This window comes from Microbulbifer thermotolerans (assembly GCF_900112305.1).
Classification (GTDB): Bacteria; Pseudomonadota; Gammaproteobacteria; order Pseudomonadales; family Cellvibrionaceae; genus Microbulbifer; species Microbulbifer thermotolerans.
This window is the reverse complement of the sequence record NZ_FOKT01000014.1, coordinates 1-18,105: the sequence shown is the minus strand read 5'-3', so window position 1 is coordinate 18,105 and position 18,105 is coordinate 1. Positions and strand designations below refer to the sequence as shown.

Below are 18,105 nucleotides of genomic sequence, written 5' to 3'. Positions count from 1 at the left end.
TGCGAATAAATCAGACGTTCCCTATCCGTTGCCGACAATAGAGTTTCCGATTCCGGTTGCGCACAAAAGTTGCATCGCGCCCGTCACTGGCGCGGCGCGTCCCTTTCCAACAGCGGATTGCAGTCGCGGATAATCACCCGGCCTTCAAGCAGATTGCCTTTGGAATACTCAGAGAAGATACAGCGGTTGGTCTCTGGGTCATAGTTTTCGACCCACAGGTTGTCATCCTTCCAGGTGGCACCGATATGGCGCTGTCCTTTCGGTACCGAAATGTACATCACACCGCCAAAACGTTTGACGAAAACCTGTTCGAAGTGGAAGTAATAAGCAAACCAGCCGACCAGGAAAAAGATACCGGCAAAGATGGCACCCGCCTTGAGACTGCCCAGGCGACTGCCGGCAAAGAGAGACAAAACGACCAAGGCGATTACCGCCGCCCAGTAAAAGTATGTGACCATCACTATCCATCCGTGTTTGTATCGCCGATAGGTTAGCGCAGATTTGCCCTCGGCAGAACGGTCGTTGGCGATCGCCGTCATTTCGACGGGTTTTCCAATATTGCAGACCCTAGAGAATCTCCGGTAAATCCGCGTGCTGGCGGTAACGAGACGCGATATCCTGGAACTAGCTGCAGCACTTGCGCGGATTCACCAGAGGTGCCTCAAGGCGCCCTCCCAAACACGGCTTGTCTTTATGACAAGCCGACGACAGTCAGTCCTCCATCAGCGCTGGCAGGTTTTCGTAAAGTTTCAGGGCTTCCGGATTGGCTAATGCCTCCACATTCTTCACCGGCTTGCCGTGTACTACATTGCGCACCGCCAACTCCACGATTTTGCCGCTGATGGTGCGGGGGATGTCCGCAACCTGCACCACCTTGGCGGGGACATGGCGCGGCGTGGTATTGGCGCGGATGGTGCTGCGAATCTTCTGTACCAGATCATCGTTCAGTTCGATACCTTCGCGCAGCACCACGAACAGTACTACCCGCACATCGCCCTTCCACTCCTGGCCAATGCAGATGCTGTCGAGCACTTCCTCTACCTTTTCCACTTGGCGGTAGATCTCCGCAGTGCCGATACGCACACCACCGGGATTCAGCACTGCATCGGAGCGGCCGTAGATCACCACCCCCTCGTGCTCGGTAATCTCCGCATAGTCACCATGCGCCCAGACGCCCGGCCAGTTGTCAAAGTAAGCACTTCGGTATTTGCAGCCGTCCTCGTCGTTCCAGAAGCCGATGGGCATACACGGAAACGATTTGGTACAGACCAGTTCGCCTTTTTCACCGACAACGGGCCGCCCGTCGTCATCCCACACTTCCACTGCCATACCCAACCCGCGACACTGCAGTTCGCCCGCGTAGACTGGCAGGGTGGGGTTGCCGAGGGCGAAGCAGGAAATAATGTCAGTGCCGCCGGAGATGGAAGACAAGCACAGATCAGCCTTGATATCCCGGTAAACGTACCGAAAACCCTCGTGGGCCAAAGGCGAACCAGTGGAGAGCACCGCGCGCAGCTTCTCCAGCCGATGGGTCTCACGCGGCTTGCTGCCGGATTTCTCCAGCGCGGCGATATATTTGGCACTGGTACCGAAAATACTGATGTGCTCCTCATCCACCATATCCCAGAGGCTCTCCGCCGCGGGGTAGAAAGGCGAACCGTCAAACAGCACCAGGGTGGCACCGCTGGCCAGACCGCTCACCAGCCAGTTCCACATCATCCAGCCACAGGTGGTGAAATAGAAGAGCGTGTCCTCGCGCTTCAGATCACAGTGCAGGCGGTGCTCCTTCAAATGCTGCAGCAGTGTGCCGCCAGCACCGTGGACAATGCACTTGGGTACGCCGGTCGTGCCGGACGAGTACATGATGTAAAGCGGATGGTTGAATTCGGTTTGTGTAAAGGTGAGCGCCCGCTCCGGTGCCGCATCGACAAAGGCGTCCAGCGTCACAGCTTTCTCCAGGGTGCCCACCGCCGCAGCCGTGTCCTCCAAGGAACGCGCCACCGGCACCACCACCATACGCTCGATGGAATCGATACGCGCCACTATCTCTGTCAGACGCGGCAGCGAGTCGATGGTTTTGCCGTTGTAGAAATAGCCTTCACAGGCGAAAAGGACCTTGGGCTGCACCTGGCCAAAGCGGTCCAGTACACCATTGATACCAAAGTCCGGCGAACAGGATGTCCAGATCGCTCCGAGGCTTGTGGTGGCCAGCATGGCGACAACGGTGTCGATAATATTCGGCATAAAGCCGGCCACCCGGTCCCCCCGCTCCACGCCCTGGGCCACCAGGGCCGCGGCCAGTCGCTCCACGCGCCGGTAGAGCTCGGCATAGGTCAGTTGGCGGCGCCTGCCGTTTTCCAGCCACTCTACCAGGGCGATCCGCTCGTCCCGGTAGCGCAGCAGGTTCTCGGCGAAGTTGAGCCGCGCATCGGGAAACCACTCGGCGCCGGGCATCGTATCGCGGGCCAGTGCCCGTTCACCGCGCTGGCTGGCGATCACTCCGGCAAAATCCCATAAGTCGCTCCAGAACGCCTCCCGCTTGTCCACGGACCAACGGTACAGCTCGGAATAATCCGCCAGACTCAGGCCGTGCCGCTCATTGGTCCGGCGGCGAAACTGATCCATCTGGGTGGCAGCAATCGCTTGCTCGGTCGGTCGCCACAGGGGCTGGACATTATTGTTGTTCATCTCTGTTGACCCTAATTCGCTCGTTTTTGTCAAGGGTAGTCGCTTTCCCATCGCTGCCCATTATTCGCATCGGCGCGACGCGAACAATCATGCCTTGGTCTAACAGTTAAAACTATTTTAAATTTTCTAGTATTTGTTAAATTATATTTAACATTACTATCAGAAAATAGGCGAAAGCCCCGGGGAGTGACCGTGAGCGCTACCGTCAAACAACTGCGTGCCTTCGTTGCCGTAGCGCACAGCCGAAACCTGGCCGAGGCCAGCGCCCAACTGCATATTTCCCAGCCCGCACTGTCGGTAGCAATCCGCAATCTGGAAACTATTGCCGGCGGCCCTCTGTTCAGCCGCGACAGCCGCCAGTTGACATTGACCCCGGAGGGACGCGAATTCCTCGGCCGCGCTGAACAGCTGTTGCGCAGCTGGGACCAGTCTCTGGAGGCCATACAACAGCGTTTCCATCTACAGCGCGGCCAACTAACGCTGGCGGCAATTCCCGCCTTTGCCCTGAATCAACTACCCGCACTGCTGGCGAATTTTCACCAGGCCTATCCAGCAATCGACATAGTGCTGGAGGATATTGTTATGGAGCGGGTCATACAGGCGGTGCAAGAACAACGCGCGGAGGTGGGCATCAGTTTCCGCCCGGATCAGCTGGAGGGGTTGGATTTCCTGCCCTTTGCCCGCGACCGTTTTATCGCCGTACTGCCGATGGACCATGCCCTGGCTGGGAGACCGTCGTTGCGCTGGAGCCATCTCGCCGCCGAACCGTTTATTTGTATGAACCGCGGCTCAGCGGTGCGGCGCTGGACGGATCAAGCTTTTTCTCAATGCGGCAGGCCGGTGCGACGCCTTTGCGAGGCCAATCAGCTGAGCACCATCGGGCGACTGGTGAAGGCGGGACTGGGCCTCAGTGCCGTACCCAGCATGTGTGAAAACCAGATGACCGAGTACGGTCTCAAGTGCCTGCCTTTGTCCGCGCCGGTGGTGGCGCAGGAGGTCGGTGCCTTGATCAAAAGCCACGGCGCACTATCCGCGCCCGCAAAGGCATTTTTGGCGCTGCTTTCGGACTAACACCGCTAGTGCCGCACTGGCGGAAAGCTCTCAGAGGCGCCGGGGAAAGTTGCCGCCCCACAAAAGGGGGCGGCAAATCTGTGAGAGGGTTGCCGCAAAGCGCCGCTGCGGCAAAGGGGGGTATCGGGATTTAACTAGCTGTGGCCCGTAGCATCCAGGCTGTCTTTTCGTGCACGCGCATGCGATCGGAAACCAGGGCCAGGGTGGATTCGTCCCCGCCCGCCTGAGCGGCTTTGAGCACCTCACGGCAGGTTTTGACCACCTGCTCGTGGCCCTGAGTGAGGATCTCCACCATTTTTTCGGCTTCAGGGATTTCCACCACTTCCTTGATGGAGCTGAGCTGCGCAAATGCCTGGTAGGTACCCGGCGCCGGAGCCCCCAGGGTGCGGATGCGCTCGGCGATATCGTCCACCGCTTGCGCCAACTCGGTGTACTGCTCTTCGAACATCAAGTGCAGCTCGCGGAACATAGGGCCTGTCACATTCCAGTGGAAATTGTGTGTCTGCAGATACAGGGTATAACTGTCCGCCAGGAGACGCTTCAGTCCGCTGGCAATATTTTCGCGATCTTTGGCGTCAATACCGATATCTATCTTTTGCATGAATAACCTCGTCTTTTGGGCTTTCCGGTTTAAACCGTTCCGAATCAGCAGGGAGCCTTTGTCTGATCCCCGTCCAAGAAAAATACGATCCGCCTCTCAGCCCCCCCTGAACGAACAACAGAACACGCACAAAGGTTCATGGGTGCCATGGATCACGCTCGGCATTCTTCCATTACAACCGGCACCAGCGCTCAGGAACGGGGTTTTCCCTGCGCCAGATAACCGGTATCCACTCCAAACCAGAAACTGCCGTCCTCGCTGTTGAAGTACATATGGCGCACATTACCACCGCTGGGAATCCGGCTTTCGCTGACAAACGCCTCGGCCTCCATGTCGAAGGCGAGCAGGCGATTGGGAATAACTCCGGTATCGGCAATCCAGATCCGCCCATTGCCGTCCAGTGCGGTTCCGTAGGGGCGCGGCGACTCGCCGGGCAGCTTCCACTCAGTAAACTTTCCGGATTCAGGAACATAGCGGCCTAGATAGCCTTCCGCATAGTCCACGTACCAGATATTACCGTTGGCATCTACCTCCAGCCTGCGCGGGCGCGCGTCGGAACGGGGAAGTGCAACCTCGGTGAGCGCCATGGTACGCGGCTCCACCCAGGCCAATTTGTTGGTCCCAAACAGGGCGATCCAGGGCCGGCAGTTTTTGTCCACCTTGATACCGTAAGGACGCGCCCGTGCGGTTTTGGGCGCCACCACTTTCACTTCACCACTGGACACATTCAGCCAGCCGATACGGTTGCTGTTCTGGGCGGTAAACCAAATATTGCCGTCGCACCCGAAAATCAGTGTATGCGGATCTTCAACGCCCTCGGGCATGGGAAAACGCTGTATTTCCCCGCTTTGCGGATTCAAACGTCCTATATGCGCATTGCGGTTACCCGCATACCAGATTTGATCCCCGTCTCCAACAATCAGGTTGTGCGGATGGGAGCCGTCCGGAACGGAAAACTGTTTGAATATGCCGCTGACCGGTGAAAAGCGGCCGATATAGTTACCTCCCTGACCGCAAAACCAGACATCGCCCTGGGCGTCCACATGAGGGTCCCTGGGGCGCCCGCCCCAGGGGACCTTCCATTCGTTCAAAACCAGCTTGTCCTGCAGGGCACTGCCCTGTGCGGCGATATCGGCGGAAAGCAGCAAGAGAGCAACGGATGCGACGAAAAGTGAAAAAGGGAACCGACGGGAAAAATTGTACATTTCTGGCTCCGGTCCTTGGTATCCAATTAATCCACTGGAGAGTTGGCCATATAGCGAATCAGATCGGCGAATTGCGCCTCGCTGCAGTCAAAGCATAGCCCCCTTGGCGGCATTGCCTGATATCCGTTGATTGCATTGGCAACCAGCGTGTCCATGCCCTTGGCCAGGCGCGGCGCCCAGGCGGCGGTATCACCGGTACGCGGCGCACCGCTGACACCGCTGCCGTGACAGCTGTGACAGCTGCGCAGGTAGATCTCCCGGGTCGCCATAACGCTCATTTGCCCACCTCCGGACACATCGGCGACCCGTTGGCTTCCGGTCGCCCCATCCTCCTGTGAGCACCCCGCAGCAATACCCACCAGTGCCAGCGCGGTCAAACCTTTTGCAATTCGTTTCACGATCGTTGATTCTGCCCGCATACGGGACAGTCATTATTACCTTGTACTTGCAACGGCCGCAACTCCAGAGTTTCCGCCTCAAATAAATGCAGCCGCGCCAGACTGGCCACGGGGAGACCGAGCAACAACTTGAGCGCTTCCAGCGCCTGCATGCTGCCGATCACCCCCAGTGCCGGACCTATGACACCGGCGCCAGCGCAGTTCAGCGGTTCCCGCTGCTGCCGGGGCGGAAACAAGCAGGCGTAGCAGGGCGAGCGGCTGGTGGAAAAGTCAAAACTGATCAACTGCCCGGAAAAACCACGCACCGATGCCATCACCACTGGCCTCCCGACTTCGCGGCAAACCTGGTTGATGCTATAGCGGGTCTCCAGGTTGTCAGTGCAGTCGAGCAGCAAGTCCACCTCCGCTACCCTCTTTCGCAACCAGTTCTGGTTCGCCATATGAGGATGGGCATGTACCCGGATTTCCGGGTTAGCCGCGGTCAGTTGCCGTGCCGCCACCTCTGCCTTGGGTTTCTCCCGGTGGTTGACTTTGTATAGGATCTGACGCTGCAGGTTGGATACTTCCACCTTGTCACCGTCCACCAAGTGGAGTTCCCCCACACCGGCAGCGGCCAGATAGAGTGCCACCGGGCTGCCGAGCCCGCCCAGCCCAACCACCATCACCCGCGCCGCGGATAGTTTTTGCTGCCCGACCTCCCCCACTTGAGGCAACATAATCTGGCGACTGTAACGCTGCAATTCTTTCCGGCTCAGCATATGCAAGGCCCCATCAACGTCTGGAATTGCTCGACCGCACGTCGGTAGTCATCCGCCTTGGTAACGGCGCTGACCACCGCGATACTGCCCACTCCAGTCGCCAGTACCTCCGGTGCCCGGGCACGGTTGATACCGCCGATGGCGACCAGAGGGTACTCCGGCAGAAGCTCGGCCATGCGCGCGAGCTTTTCGGTTCCCTGCAGCTGGCCACCCATGTCTTTGGTATCAGTGGCGTATATCGCTCCAATCGCCAGATAGCTTGGGCGATAGCGGTAGGCGAGCAGTAATTCGTAAAATCCGTGGGTGCTGATGCCCAGTTTCAGACCCGCGGCCTTGATCGCGGCGAGATCGGCGCAGCGCAGGTCCTCCTGTCCGAGGTGCACGCCGTAAGCATCACAGTCGATTGCCAGCTGCCAGTAATCGTTGATAAACAGACGCAGCTGGTATTTCTTGCCAATGGCCACGGCGCGCTGCACCTGTTCGCGGAGGTTTTCATCGGGATTCTTGATCCGCAACTGCAGGGTACGCACCCCCAGCGCCGCGAGTTTCTCCAGCCAGGCCACGGAATCCACCACCGGATATAACCCCAGTGCGGTGGTATCCGGTGTGGCAAATCCCTGCACAAAAGCGCCTTGCCAGGAATTGTCTGTGTAGGCATAGGCCGCCGCCCGGCTCTCAGTCGGCAGCAATATCTCCGGGTAATCCCGCAGCTCAGATGGCCAGCCGCAGTGACCCACCGGGGCGATACCGGAACCGGTGCCCGCGCTCCCCAGTCGCAGCCCCCGCTGTACATAAGCCTTGGCCACTACACAGGCATCCCGCAGCGGATAGCCCCGGGCAAGGCAGGCGGCGATGGCGGAAGACAAGGTACAACCGGTGCCGTGACTGTTGTTATTGGCAATTTTTTTCCCGATAAACCAATCGACGTCATTGCCGTCCCACAGCAGATCGGCGACTTCGCCGTGCACAAGTTCGCGGTGACCACCGGTGACCAATACAGCACCGCAACCACGGTCGCACAGTCGCCGCGCGGCCTTTATTCTCTCTCCGGCGTCGTTTGCGGCGGCGCGGACCAACCACTCCAGTTCATGCAGATTGGGCGTGACAAGATCACACAGCGGCAATAAATGATCGACAACGGCTTCGCCAATATTGCCCTCGGTCAGCGTCCCGCCACTACTGGCCACGGCCACCGGGTCGTAGACCACGGGAATTTGCTTAACCTTCAACAGCGCCCGTAAAAATTCTGCGATAAGTATGACCTGTTCGGCGTTGGCGAGCAGTCCGATTTTGATGGCCGCGGGAAAGAGGTCGCGACGCAGTGCGTCCAGCTGCGATGCCAGTACTTCCGGTGCCACCGCATTTACGGCGGCCACCTCCAGTGTGTTTTGTGCGGTGTTGGCCGTGATCGCGGTACAGCCGTGGCACCCCATATCGGCAAAGGTCAGCAGATCGGCCTGTATGCCAGCCCCGCCGCCGGAATCACTGCCCGCAATGGACCAAACAATGGGCTTTTGCCCGGGAGAAGTCGCTCGCATAAATCGCCAATCAATCCTGCTGTGTCTTATCTACCTGCTGCCAGAAAGGCATATCCAGGGTCGGGGTGCTGGGGCTTGCGGTCTGGCGCTTCACCATCAGACCGGCCCTATATGCTTCGCGCCCGGCCTGTACGGCGAGGCGGAAAGCCCGCGCCATTTGTACCGGGTCCTGAGCCTTGGCAATGGCGGTATTGAGCAGCACGGCGTCGTAGCCCATCTCCATCGCTTCCGCCGCCTGCGAAGGCGCACCGACACCGGCATCGATAATCAGCGGTGTATCCGGCAGGCGTTCGCGCAGTGTCCGCAGGTTGTATTTGTTCAACAGCCCCTGTCCCGTGCCGATCGGTGCCCCCCAGGGCATCAGTACTTCGCAGCCCGCGTCGAGCAATTTGCGGCAAACAACTAGGTCGTCGGTACAGTAGGGCAGTACTTTAAAGCCGCGTATTACCAGTTCTCTCGCGGCCTCAATCAGGCCGTAGGGATCCGGCTGAAGATTGTAGTCGTCGCCGATCACTTCCAGCTTGATCCAGTCGGTCTGGAAAATTTCCCGCGACATCTCCGCCAGAGTAATCACCTCCCGCGGGGTTTTGCAGCCAGCGGTGTTCGGCAACAGCCAACAGCCGGATTCGCGGATGTAATCCCACAGCATTCTGCCCTGCCGCTGCTGCGGGTTTTGTCGGCGCAGGGACAAGGTAATAATTTCTGCCCCCGATTCGCGTACGGCTTCGCGCATCACTGCCGGCGATGGATAAAGGGCGGTACCGACCAGTAAGCGGCTGCCAAAAGCCCTGCCGTAGAGTTTTAATGGATCGCTCACAGCTAGCACTACCCCCCGACCACCGGCGCCACCACGTCCAGGGTATCGCCGTCTTGTATTTGTGTACGCGGATATTCCGAGCGCGGTACAAAGTCGCCGTTGACCGCCACTGCGAATGTCTCTCCGCTGTATTCCATCTGCTGCAGGAGGCTGGCCAGATCCGGGGAACCTTCAACAATCCGCGCCTCACCGTTGACGAAAATCCGCATCAGACTTTCTCCCCATTGATTTGTTGTTCGATTCTCCGCTCTACCTGTTCCACCAACGCCGGTGCCAGCAAATAACCGTGACGGTAAAGGCCATTGACGCACACCAGCCCCGACTCACTGTGGAGATAGGGCATATTGTCCATGGTGGCCGGGCGGCAGTTGACCCGGGTTTCCACAATGCGCGCTTCGGCGAAGGCGGGGTGTAGCGAGTAGAGTGCGGAAGAGAGCTCCATCGTCGAGCGCACGGATATCGGAGACATATCCTCGCTCTCGATTTCGGTGGCGCCAATCACCGTGCGGCCCTCTTCCCTGGGCACCGCGTAGAGTTGATAGCGCGGGTGCAATAAGCGCACAGGCCGGTGCAGAGCCACCTCGCTGGTTTCCACCACCATCACCTCTCCGCGCACACCGCGCAGCCCCTTTACCCGTTCCCCGGCGCCCAGTCCGCGACAGTCGATCACGCAGTCAAACTCCTCGCGCCCCCTATCACTATTGATTGCAAAGGGCTCACACTCCACCGGAGATTGCTCAATCAAATGCACGCCCTGGCGACTTATCTCGCACAGTAAAAGGGGCAGCAGGCGGCGGTTATCGATATCGCCTTCATTACGCAAGTAAAGCCCCTGCTCGAAGTGTTCCAAGGTCGGCTCAAGCTGACGCAGTTGTTCCGCATCGAGTTCTTGCACATAGGCGGAGACTTCGCCATTCAGCTTACCCTGCAATTCGCGCTGGAATTGCAGTAGTTCGCTTTTATCCTGCCTATGCGCCACCAACAGACTGCCTGCATTGCGAAAACAAACCGACTGCCCGGTGCGCGTCTCGATGGTATTCACCCAATCCCGCCAGAGAGTCAGACTGCGCACGCCTAACTCGTAGATTTCCCGGCAGCTGTGCACCAGCTCTGACAAGGGTGCGATCATGCCGGCCGCAGTCCAACAGGCACCGCGGGGGAGTGAAAATTCGCGCGCTTCGTACAAGGTGACATCGAATTGCTGCGGCGGCAGACGCCAGGCCAGCAGGCGGCCCATAAGACCGCCGCCAGCGATAGCAATTCGGGGAAGCCTGTTTTTAGTCACAAGTGTTTTCCGTCAATATTTATGGAATGAGTGGACTGCAATCCAGTGTGAAAACCGCAAGCCGCCGTCACCCCTTGTGATACAACTCGCTTCCCATATCCTTGAATTTGACCGCCATTTCTTCCATGCCCTTTTCCGCCTCCTGTTTGGCGGCGTAGTCGCGCACGTCACGGGTTATTTTCATGGAACAGAATTTCGGACCGCACATGGAGCAGAAGTGGGCGACCTTGCCGGATTCCTTTGGCAGGGTTTCGTCGTGATAGCTGCGCGCACGCTCCGGGTCCAGGCCCAGATTGAATTGGTCTTCCCAACGGAATTCGAAGCGGGCTTTGGACAGTGCGTGATCGCGCTGCTGCGCGCGGGGATGCCCCTTGGCCAAATCGGCCGCGTGCGCAGCAATCTTATACGCCATCAAACCTTCCTTGACATCCTCCTTATTGGGTAACCCCAGGTGCTCCTTCGGGGTCACGTAGCAGAGCATGGCGCAACCGTAGCTGCCGATCATGGCCGCCCCTATACCGGAGGTGATATGGTCATAACCGGGGGCTATATCCGTTGTCAGTGGGCCGAGGGTATAAAATGGCGCGCCGTGGCAATGCTTGAGTTGTTCGTCCATATTTTCCCGGATCTTGTGCATCGCCACGTGCCCCGGTCCTTCGATCATGGTCTGTACATCGTGCTTCCATGCGATCTCCGTCAGCTCACCAAGGGTGCGCAGCTCGGCAAACTGGGCTTCGTCATTGGCATCGGCAATAGATCCCGGACGCAAGCCGTCACCGAGACTGAAGCTCACATCGTAAGCCTTCATAATCTCGCAGATTTCTTCAAAATGCGTGTAAAGAAAATTCTCTTTATGGTGGGCAAGGCACCACTTGGCCATGATAGAACCACCGCGCGAGACGATACCGGTCAGGCGCTTCGCCGTCAGCGGTACATAACGCAACAATACACCGGCGTGAATCGTGAAATAATCCACGCCCTGCTCTGCCTGCTCGATAAGGGTATCGCGAAAAACGGCCCAGTTCAGATCTTCGGCAATACCACCTACTTTTTCCAGCGCTTGGTATATGGGTACAGTGCCGATAGGCACCGGTGAGTTGCGGAGGATCCACTCGCGGGTTTCGTGGATGTTGGCACCGGTGGAGAGGTCCATCACCGTGTCGGCGCCCCACTTGATCGCCCAGACCAATTTCTCTACCTCCTCTTCAATTGAAGAAGTGACCGCAGAATTACCAATATTCGCGTTCACTTTGCAGAGAAAATTTCGGCCGATAATCATCGGCTCTAATTCCGGATGATTGATGTTGGCCGGAATAATTGCACGGCCCTCGGCGACTTCTCGACGCACGAATTCCGGCGTAATCTGCTCCGGAATATAGATGCCTTCACGAGCTTTTTTGTAATGGGACTCATCCAGCGCATCGGCAATACGGGCACGGCCCATGTTCTCGCGGATGGCGATACATTCCATTTCCGGGGTGATGATGCCGCGGCGCGCATAGTGCATCTGCGATACGTTCAGGCCCGCCCTTGCCCTGCGCGGCGACGGCAGATTTTCAAAGCGAATATGGTCCAGTCCTCGGTCAGCGAGCCGCTGCTGGCTGTAGGCAGCCTGACGGGAATTCAACGGTTCCGTATCTCCACGCTCGTCAATCCAGACTTCGCGCAATTTCGGCAATCCCTTACGGACGTTGATGCGGCAATTCGGATCTGAGTATGGCCCCGAGGTATCGTACACCTGCAGTGGCGCATTGGGTTCCAGCTGTGGATTCTTTTCATCGCCACCGACAATACTGTCCGCCAGGCGGATCTCGCGCACACCCACGCGAATATCCATCCTGCTGCCCTCCAGATAAATTTTGTGGGAATTCGGGAAAGATTGGGCGGTAAGATTTTCAAGGAACGATTTGGCGGAATCCCGGCTGGCGGCGCGGGAAGGCTTTGCGGTAAGGCCTGCTTGTTCGCTGATTTCTGACATTTTGCCACCTGTAGCTTACGTAAAATTGACAACGCAGCGCCCAGGGGCAGACAGACAGAGAAAAGCCGCATTTTCTGCAACCAATACGACTTCAGACCTTGTTCCCTACGCGGGGGTTACCCCGATCAGGTTCAACGGATCTCGCGACAGCGATCTCAGCCCGCAGGCACTCCGACAAGTAGAGCCGGAGTATAGTGGATGCCCCACCTATTGAACAAGTCGCCTCGACACGGATTCTCCCACACTTGATAGCTGTTGTATTTAGCGACCAAACTGAAACACAAGTCAAAATCCGGATAACTGACCTTTGAGTCTGCTATTTTTGCGTAGGCCCCTCTCGAAGCAGGGAGTTACACTGCCAGACGTTCACCGTAGTACACAACAACCGGAATCAACAATAAGCGAACTGGAAAAGCCGAAAGGGAGAACAACAATGTTAAAAAAATACGGTGTATTCATAGCGGTATTCCTCAGCCTGACATCAGCCAGCTCCATTTCCGCGGCCCCCGACAAAGCGGTAGCCGCGGGTGACAGCATTACCATGGGCTTCGGCGCAGACTGTACGCGCAACCGCTATTTTTGGGATCTTTTCTGCCTCCTGGGGGGGGATCAACCAGAGCACTCTTGGTTTGACGGCTGGGATAACTCGGTGGAAAGCGTGCATGACAAGTACAAGACCATAGCTCCGGGTATTACCGCCAATAAAGACGCGGCCGAATCAGGTTCCGAAATGCGCGGCGGCAGCAATAATTTCTCAACCCAGGCTGACGAGATACTTTCCCAGACAACCCTTCCCGACCATGTGGAAGTCATGCTCGGCGGCAATGACATCTGTAACCGAGACTGTGTCGATCCGGCCAACTGTGACAACCCACTCTACACCGACAGCGAGTGGCGCTCCGCCGTCCAGGCCGGTCTGGACAAGCTGGTAAACGGCCTGCCCAGTGGCTCGACGGTACTATTGGGCTCGGTACCAAGGGTGCAAGACCTGCGTGCAGCGGGTCTGGATAAAGAGGCATCGGATTCCGGTGTGCGTTGCGAAAATGTCTGGTCCACTTTCAGCATCTGCCGTATCGCCACCAACGGCGGCACCATGAACGGCGAGGATTTTGCCACCCGCTACGCTGGAATCAACGCAGCCCAAAAACGCTACAATGAAATCCTCGCCGAGGAAGCAGCCAGTTATAATGGCATCAATGGCGTTGAGGTGGTGGCCGAGTATAACGGAGAGGAAAATCTCAATGCCGGCACCTTCCAATTCAGCAAGGATGATATTGATGGAGGAGATTGCTTCCACCCCAGTATTCAGGGGCAAAACATTGTTGCTGATCTGCTCTGGAGTGGCAACCCTGATACCTGAGCCTTAACCCAGCCAAATACGGTGAACCCGGGGCAGCAGACTAGCGGCCCCGGTCAATCCTCACTGTTCCCTTCTTCGTCACCACCGTTATCAGCGCCCTCCTTCTCGAAATAACCCCGCTCTTCGACAACGTATTGCAGACGGTGCGGAAGTCCATTGCGCATAAATACCACATCAACTATCTCACCACTGGTGAGTGCATCCCAAAGGCTATTCTGCCCGCTGTGCACCCAGGTGTCATTTACGCGCAGCAGTACATCCTTATCCTGAAAACCCAGCGCTGTGAAAAATTCATTATCGGCAATCCCTTCCAGTCGTAACAGCTGGTGCCCTTCCACTTCCAGTTCTGCCGCGACAAATTTCTTCTCTAACTCAGCGCGATTCTGAAGTTGCTCTTCCAGCCACTTTTGCCCCAACGGCAGTACCGCAGACGGCTCAATAAGTTTACGGCCACTCTCCCCCATAGGCTGCTCTATACGGCGCCGAGTCTCTTCGTCCCGCGCTCTCGTCAGGGTGAGAGGTACCCTATCACCCGCCTTTCCGCGCAACACCAGTTTTTCCGTCGCTCCCCGGTTATCGAGCAACACGTACGCGCGGGAAATCCCCTGCAAGCTTACTCCGGGTACAATCGTGTCTCCTTCCCGGTATTTCTGCGCCCGCTCCGCCTCCACTTGAATCAAGGCGTGGGAATTTTCTTTTATTTCGGACAGGCTGATCCCCACAAGTGTCAGGGGCAAAGCCGTTGGCGGCAGGTTTTCATCGCGCTGCAAGGCCCAGGGATGCTGCTGCCCATCGTTAACCCCCAAGCGGCTCAGCTCTTCCTTCACCCAGTAGGCGTAGTGTTCATACGGCTGGAGGCCTTTGATATAGAGGCCGTTGATAAAGACGATAGGCACTTTCCTCAGGCCAACTTCGGAAGCGAATTGCATATCCGTGCGAACCTGATCCCGTTGAAGTTTCTCCCGCAGACACCCTTGAAATGCCTCCAAATCCAATCCCGTTTGTATCGCCAATTGACGGTAGGCTTTAGTACCAAGTTCACCGAGGTAAGCATAGAGTCCATCCTGATAGCTCCAGAGAGTGCCCTGCGCTTCAGCGCAGCGCGCTGCCACCGCGGCGGAGATGCCCTCTCGGTGAAATTTCAACGGCAGATCGTACAGAACCAGCTTGACCCAGCCGGCATAATCGGTAGTCAGCTGGCGCAGTACAGGCTGAATAGATTTACAGTGCGGGGATTGATAGGAGCAAAAAACGGCAATGGTGACCGGGGCCTCCGGATTGCCGCGCGGAGTGCGACTGTTCTCCGGCAACACTATACGCGGTGGCTGCGGCGGTGATAAAAAAATTTCGAGGGCACCCTCACTTTCGCCCCCACTCCGGTGAAGGATTTCCGAAATTCCCTTCAGGCGCAGCTGATATGCCGCCACGGCAAGATCGTGCAGCTCCAGCTTAAGAGCGTCATCCAACTCTGCCGCGGTTATTTCCCGCGTAGCGGTACGAGCAACCACCACATCTTGCCCGGTAGTGTCGTCCTGTACGGCGGCTTTGTTGTGCGATTTAGAACAAGCGGAAAAGCACAGGACAAACAAAAAAAACAGCGGCCACCACAGTGTAACTTTCAGGTTTATCATGGCTTTATCGTTGTTGTTGACGACTACGCCATGCTATCAGCAAGCCACCCGAGAACAAGGCAAATCTGGTATCCAACCGACTGGAGACACTCAAAGTGAGAAATGCTTTTCAACTCCGGCGGGTAAATTCTCTTTCTGTGCGTGGCGCCCTGCGCGAATCACGCGCACCGGCGTTAATTAGCCATTGCAAGACATAGCGGCAGCGCGCCCAAGGTGTGGTCACAGGACTACAGCACCAGGGTTTTCTGTATGCTCATCTCCCGTATCGCATACCGGACCCCTTCCCGTCCTATTCCACTTTCTTTTACGCCACCGAAAGGAAAGTGCTCGGCGCGGAAACCGGGGCCGTCGTTGACTGCCAACAGACCGACATCGAGCCGGTTAAACAGCTGTTTGGCCAGTAGCAGGTCGCGGGTAAAGACCCCGGCCTGCAGGCCAAAAGAAGACACATTAACCAGGGAAACCAGTTCATCCACGGTATCAAAGACACGCAGTGGGATAACTGGTCCAAAGGTTTCTTCCGCTACCAATTCTGCATCATCAGGCACGTTTTCTAGCACAGTCGGCCAAACAATATTGCCCTCTCGCCGGTTCCCCACAAGCACCCTTGCGCCATTTTCTATAGCTGAATTGATTCGCGCTTCCACTTGACCCGCGGCGCCAGCGTGAATCAGAGGGCCGACAAAGGTATCCTCCTCAGTGGGGTCTCCAACTTTCAGCTTTTCCGCCGCCAAAATCAGTTTGTCGCGAAAGGCATTATAAATTTGTCGGTGTACAAACACACGCTTAGCGGCAGTACAGCGTTGGCCTGCTGTGGCGAAACGCTGATTGATTGCTGCCGAGACCGCTCTATCCAAGTCGGCATCCTGCATCACGATCAGCGGATCATTTCCTCCCAGCTCAAACAATAGTTTTTTATAACCGGCCCGGGCGGCAATCGCTTTGGCCGCAGCGGTGCCCCCGGTGAAATTGATCGCGTGCACCTGCGAATGGGCGACCGCATAGCCGGTAGCATCAATATCGGGAATCACCATTTGCAGTACGGACTCATCCATCCCGGCAGAATAGCAAAGCGCCACAAAAAACTCCGCGGAACGCTTATTCTGAGGCCCCGGCTTGAACAGTATCGTGTTCCCTGCCGCAAAGGCCGGACCGATCTTATGCATGGCGATATTAATAGGGAAGTTAAATGGAGTGATACAAAGTACTGTGCCCAGCGGTTTCCAAAGTACAATACCAATTTTCTCCCGCTGGGGTGGAAAGGAGTCGGAGTCGAGCGCTTCACCATTTATTGCCCGAGCCTCCATGGCGCAGGCCAACGCAGTGTTATAGGCCCGATCGATCTCTACCCTGCTATCACTGATAGTCTTGCCCGTTTCCTCCGTAATCAGCTGTGCCAAGTCCTCTTTCCGCTCAAGCAGTAATTGCGCCAAGCGCATCAGTATATTCGAGCGTTCATAAGCTGGGACCTCATGCTGTAGCGCCCTGCCAGCGGCCAGAGTCGTGAGAGCCCTGTCGATATCCTGCTCGGAAGCAAAGTGGTACGCCTCGATCAAATTACCGGTGTAAGGATTTATAATCTGATAGTCCGCCATCACGCCCTCATTTAGACAGTGACCAGTTGATAAACAAAGCGCAGGCCTGCAACTAACAGGGCCGCCCGCATCAATTTAAAAAACAGCCCGCTGTTTAAGCGATCCAACAGTGCGATACCGACGCGGGTTCCCACCACTGCGGCGACAGTCAGAAGCAATATCAGCAGCCAATAATCAGAAAAGGTGAAGCCAATATAAATAAATGCCGGAATCTTGAGCGCATGACACCAGGCCTGCATCGCCGATTTACTGGCCACCACTTCCCTAGGGTGTAAGTCTCTTCGTACAAAAAACGCAGCCAGCAAAGGGTCTACCGCACCAGCCAGGATGCCGAGAGAACCAGAGGCCGTTCCAACCCAAAAATAGTGGCGGGGTGCAAGTCGAATCTCCGGCAGCCTTGCAGGCTTAAACACTGTGTAAAAAACCAGCAATGCCAACAAAAGCAGCGGCAACTGTTGCCACGCGAGATTGGCCATTCCCATTGTGATAACCGCGGAACCCAGGGAGCAGCCGACGAAAAATGGCAGACATAAATCCCAGCGAATATACCTGCGAACATAATAGACACGTGCAAGATTATTTATCAGCTGTACAGCGCCGTGAATAGGAATCAGTATTCGCAGAGGGATAGCAGTATTCAATGCCGCAAACATCAGTACGCCACCAGCCCCGCCGGCTACCGCGGAGATAAATGCACTGACGGCACAGGCCAGCAACAAAAGTGCCAACGCCAAACTGGAAATGTCCCCCAGTTCCGCCAAAACAGACCTCTTTGTTGGAGTAGTAATCGGAGCAGTCTATTGGTGGATAAGTCTCAAACCCAGTATTCGCGGGTCCGAAGCCGGTTAAATAAGGACACTTCGGACTGATCTGAGCCTAATGACAGAGGATTTCGGGCATAAAAAAAGGCCACCCAGTTGGGTGGCCTTTCGATTTGGCGCCTGACGATGACCTACTCTCACATGGGGAAGCCCCACACTACCATCGGCGATGTTGCGTTTCACTTCTGAGTTCGGCATGGGATCAGGTGGTTCCACAACTCTATTGTCGTCAGGCAAACTGGCTTGGGTGGCTCCGGTCTTATGAGCTTTTGCTCTGCCTTGCCGTTTGACTGTCCGTTTGCCTCGCTGATCTCTCAGCGCTGACAGCCAACCCAAATAAGTCGGTGAAACAAACTGTA

At 56.7% G+C, this 18,105-nt stretch carries 16 protein-coding genes, 1 rRNA gene and 1 riboswitch; of the genes, 2 read left to right on the top strand and 15 right to left on the bottom strand.

Features of this window, described 5'->3' with window-relative positions; all coding sequences use genetic code 11:
• Positions 1 to 83: 83 nt before the first annotated feature.
• Entirely contained in the window at positions 84 to 539 is a 456-nt protein-coding gene (locus BM155_RS16300) for a hypothetical protein (protein WP_323054074.1), read from the bottom strand.
• 172 nt (positions 540 to 711) lie between these two features.
• Complete coding sequence (locus tag BM155_RS16295; protein ID WP_074904348.1) at positions 712 to 2,688, bottom strand: acetoacetate--CoA ligase; 1,977 nt, start codon at positions 2,686 to 2,688, stop codon at positions 712 to 714.
• A 192-nt stretch (positions 2,689 to 2,880) separates the two neighbouring features.
• Between BM155_RS16295 and BM155_RS16290 the strand changes: the two genes are divergently transcribed.
• Complete coding sequence (locus BM155_RS16290; RefSeq protein WP_067157796.1) at positions 2,881 to 3,759, top strand: LysR family transcriptional regulator; 879 nt, start codon at positions 2,881 to 2,883, stop codon at positions 3,757 to 3,759.
• A 130-nt stretch (positions 3,760 to 3,889) separates the two neighbouring features.
• Here BM155_RS16290 and BM155_RS16285 read toward each other — a convergent pair whose 3' ends face one another.
• From BM155_RS16285 to thiC, 9 genes are all read right to left on the bottom strand, one after another.
• Positions 3,890 to 4,360, bottom strand: coding sequence for a Dps family protein (locus BM155_RS16285; RefSeq protein WP_067153941.1), 471 nt, complete (start codon positions 4,358 to 4,360; stop codon positions 3,890 to 3,892).
• Positions 4,361 to 4,551: 191 nt separating this feature from the next.
• A complete protein-coding gene (locus BM155_RS16280) occupies positions 4,552 to 5,565 on the bottom strand; it encodes a Vgb family protein (RefSeq protein WP_067153944.1) in 1,014 nt (337 codons plus the stop codon).
• A 26-nt stretch (positions 5,566 to 5,591) separates the two neighbouring features.
• Positions 5,592 to 5,963: a c-type cytochrome gene (locus BM155_RS16275; protein WP_231902349.1), complete on the bottom strand. Its 372-nt coding sequence runs from the start codon at positions 5,961 to 5,963 to the stop codon at positions 5,592 to 5,594.
• On the bottom strand, positions 5,960 to 6,721 hold the full coding sequence (locus BM155_RS16270) for a HesA/MoeB/ThiF family protein (RefSeq protein ID WP_067153950.1): 762 nt from the start codon (positions 6,719 to 6,721) through the stop codon (positions 5,960 to 5,962). Before BM155_RS16270 ends, BM155_RS16275 begins: the two co-directional genes overlap by 4 nt.
• A complete protein-coding gene (gene thiE, locus BM155_RS16265; RefSeq protein ID WP_074904345.1) occupies positions 6,715 to 8,259 on the bottom strand; it encodes a thiamine phosphate synthase in 1,545 nt (514 codons plus the stop codon). The genes BM155_RS16270 and thiE overlap by 7 nt, the downstream gene beginning before the upstream one ends.
• Positions 8,260 to 8,269: 10 nt before the next feature.
• Positions 8,270 to 9,076 (bottom strand): thiazole synthase, encoded by an 807-nt coding sequence (locus tag BM155_RS16260; protein ID WP_083421242.1) that lies wholly within the window; start codon positions 9,074 to 9,076, stop codon positions 8,270 to 8,272.
• An 8-nt stretch (positions 9,077 to 9,084) separates the two neighbouring features.
• Positions 9,085 to 9,285: a sulfur carrier protein ThiS gene (gene thiS / locus BM155_RS16255; protein ID WP_067153961.1), complete on the bottom strand. Its 201-nt coding sequence runs from the start codon at positions 9,283 to 9,285 to the stop codon at positions 9,085 to 9,087.
• Positions 9,285 to 10,361 (bottom strand): glycine oxidase ThiO, encoded by a 1,077-nt coding sequence (thiO, locus tag BM155_RS16250; protein ID WP_254773218.1) that lies wholly within the window; start codon positions 10,359 to 10,361, stop codon positions 9,285 to 9,287. The genes thiS and thiO overlap by 1 nt, the downstream gene beginning before the upstream one ends.
• 67 nt (positions 10,362 to 10,428) lie before the next feature.
• On the bottom strand, positions 10,429 to 12,339 hold the full coding sequence (gene thiC, locus BM155_RS16245; RefSeq protein ID WP_074904337.1) for a phosphomethylpyrimidine synthase ThiC: 1,911 nt from the start codon (positions 12,337 to 12,339) through the stop codon (positions 10,429 to 10,431).
• A gap of 85 nt (positions 12,340 to 12,424) precedes the next feature.
• Positions 12,425 to 12,523, bottom strand: a riboswitch (TPP riboswitch).
• A gap of 249 nt (positions 12,524 to 12,772) precedes the next feature.
• Between thiC and BM155_RS16240 the strand changes: the two genes are divergently transcribed.
• Positions 12,773 to 13,699, top strand: coding sequence for an SGNH/GDSL hydrolase family protein (locus BM155_RS16240; RefSeq protein ID WP_067153968.1), 927 nt, complete (start codon positions 12,773 to 12,775; stop codon positions 13,697 to 13,699).
• A 53-nt stretch (positions 13,700 to 13,752) separates the two neighbouring features.
• Here the strand turns inward: BM155_RS16240 and BM155_RS16235 are convergent, their stop codons facing one another.
• From BM155_RS16235 to rrf, 4 genes are all read right to left on the bottom strand, one after another.
• Positions 13,753 to 15,330 carry a thioredoxin domain-containing protein gene (locus BM155_RS16235; protein ID WP_067153970.1) on the bottom strand — a complete coding sequence of 526 codons (1,578 nt, stop codon included), beginning with the start codon at positions 15,328 to 15,330 and terminating at the stop codon, positions 13,753 to 13,755.
• Between the two features lie 227 nt (positions 15,331 to 15,557).
• Positions 15,558 to 16,925, bottom strand: coding sequence for a sulfoacetaldehyde dehydrogenase SafD (safD, locus tag BM155_RS16230; protein ID WP_074904334.1), 1,368 nt, complete (start codon positions 16,923 to 16,925; stop codon positions 15,558 to 15,560).
• Positions 16,926 to 16,936: 11 nt separating this feature from the next.
• Entirely contained in the window at positions 16,937 to 17,641 is a 705-nt protein-coding gene (locus tag BM155_RS16225) for a sulfite exporter TauE/SafE family protein (protein ID WP_254773221.1), read from the bottom strand.
• Positions 17,642 to 17,864: 223 nt separating this feature from the next.
• Positions 17,865 to 17,980, bottom strand: a 5S ribosomal RNA gene (rrf, locus tag BM155_RS16220).
• Between the last annotated feature and the right edge of the window lie 125 nt (positions 17,981 to 18,105).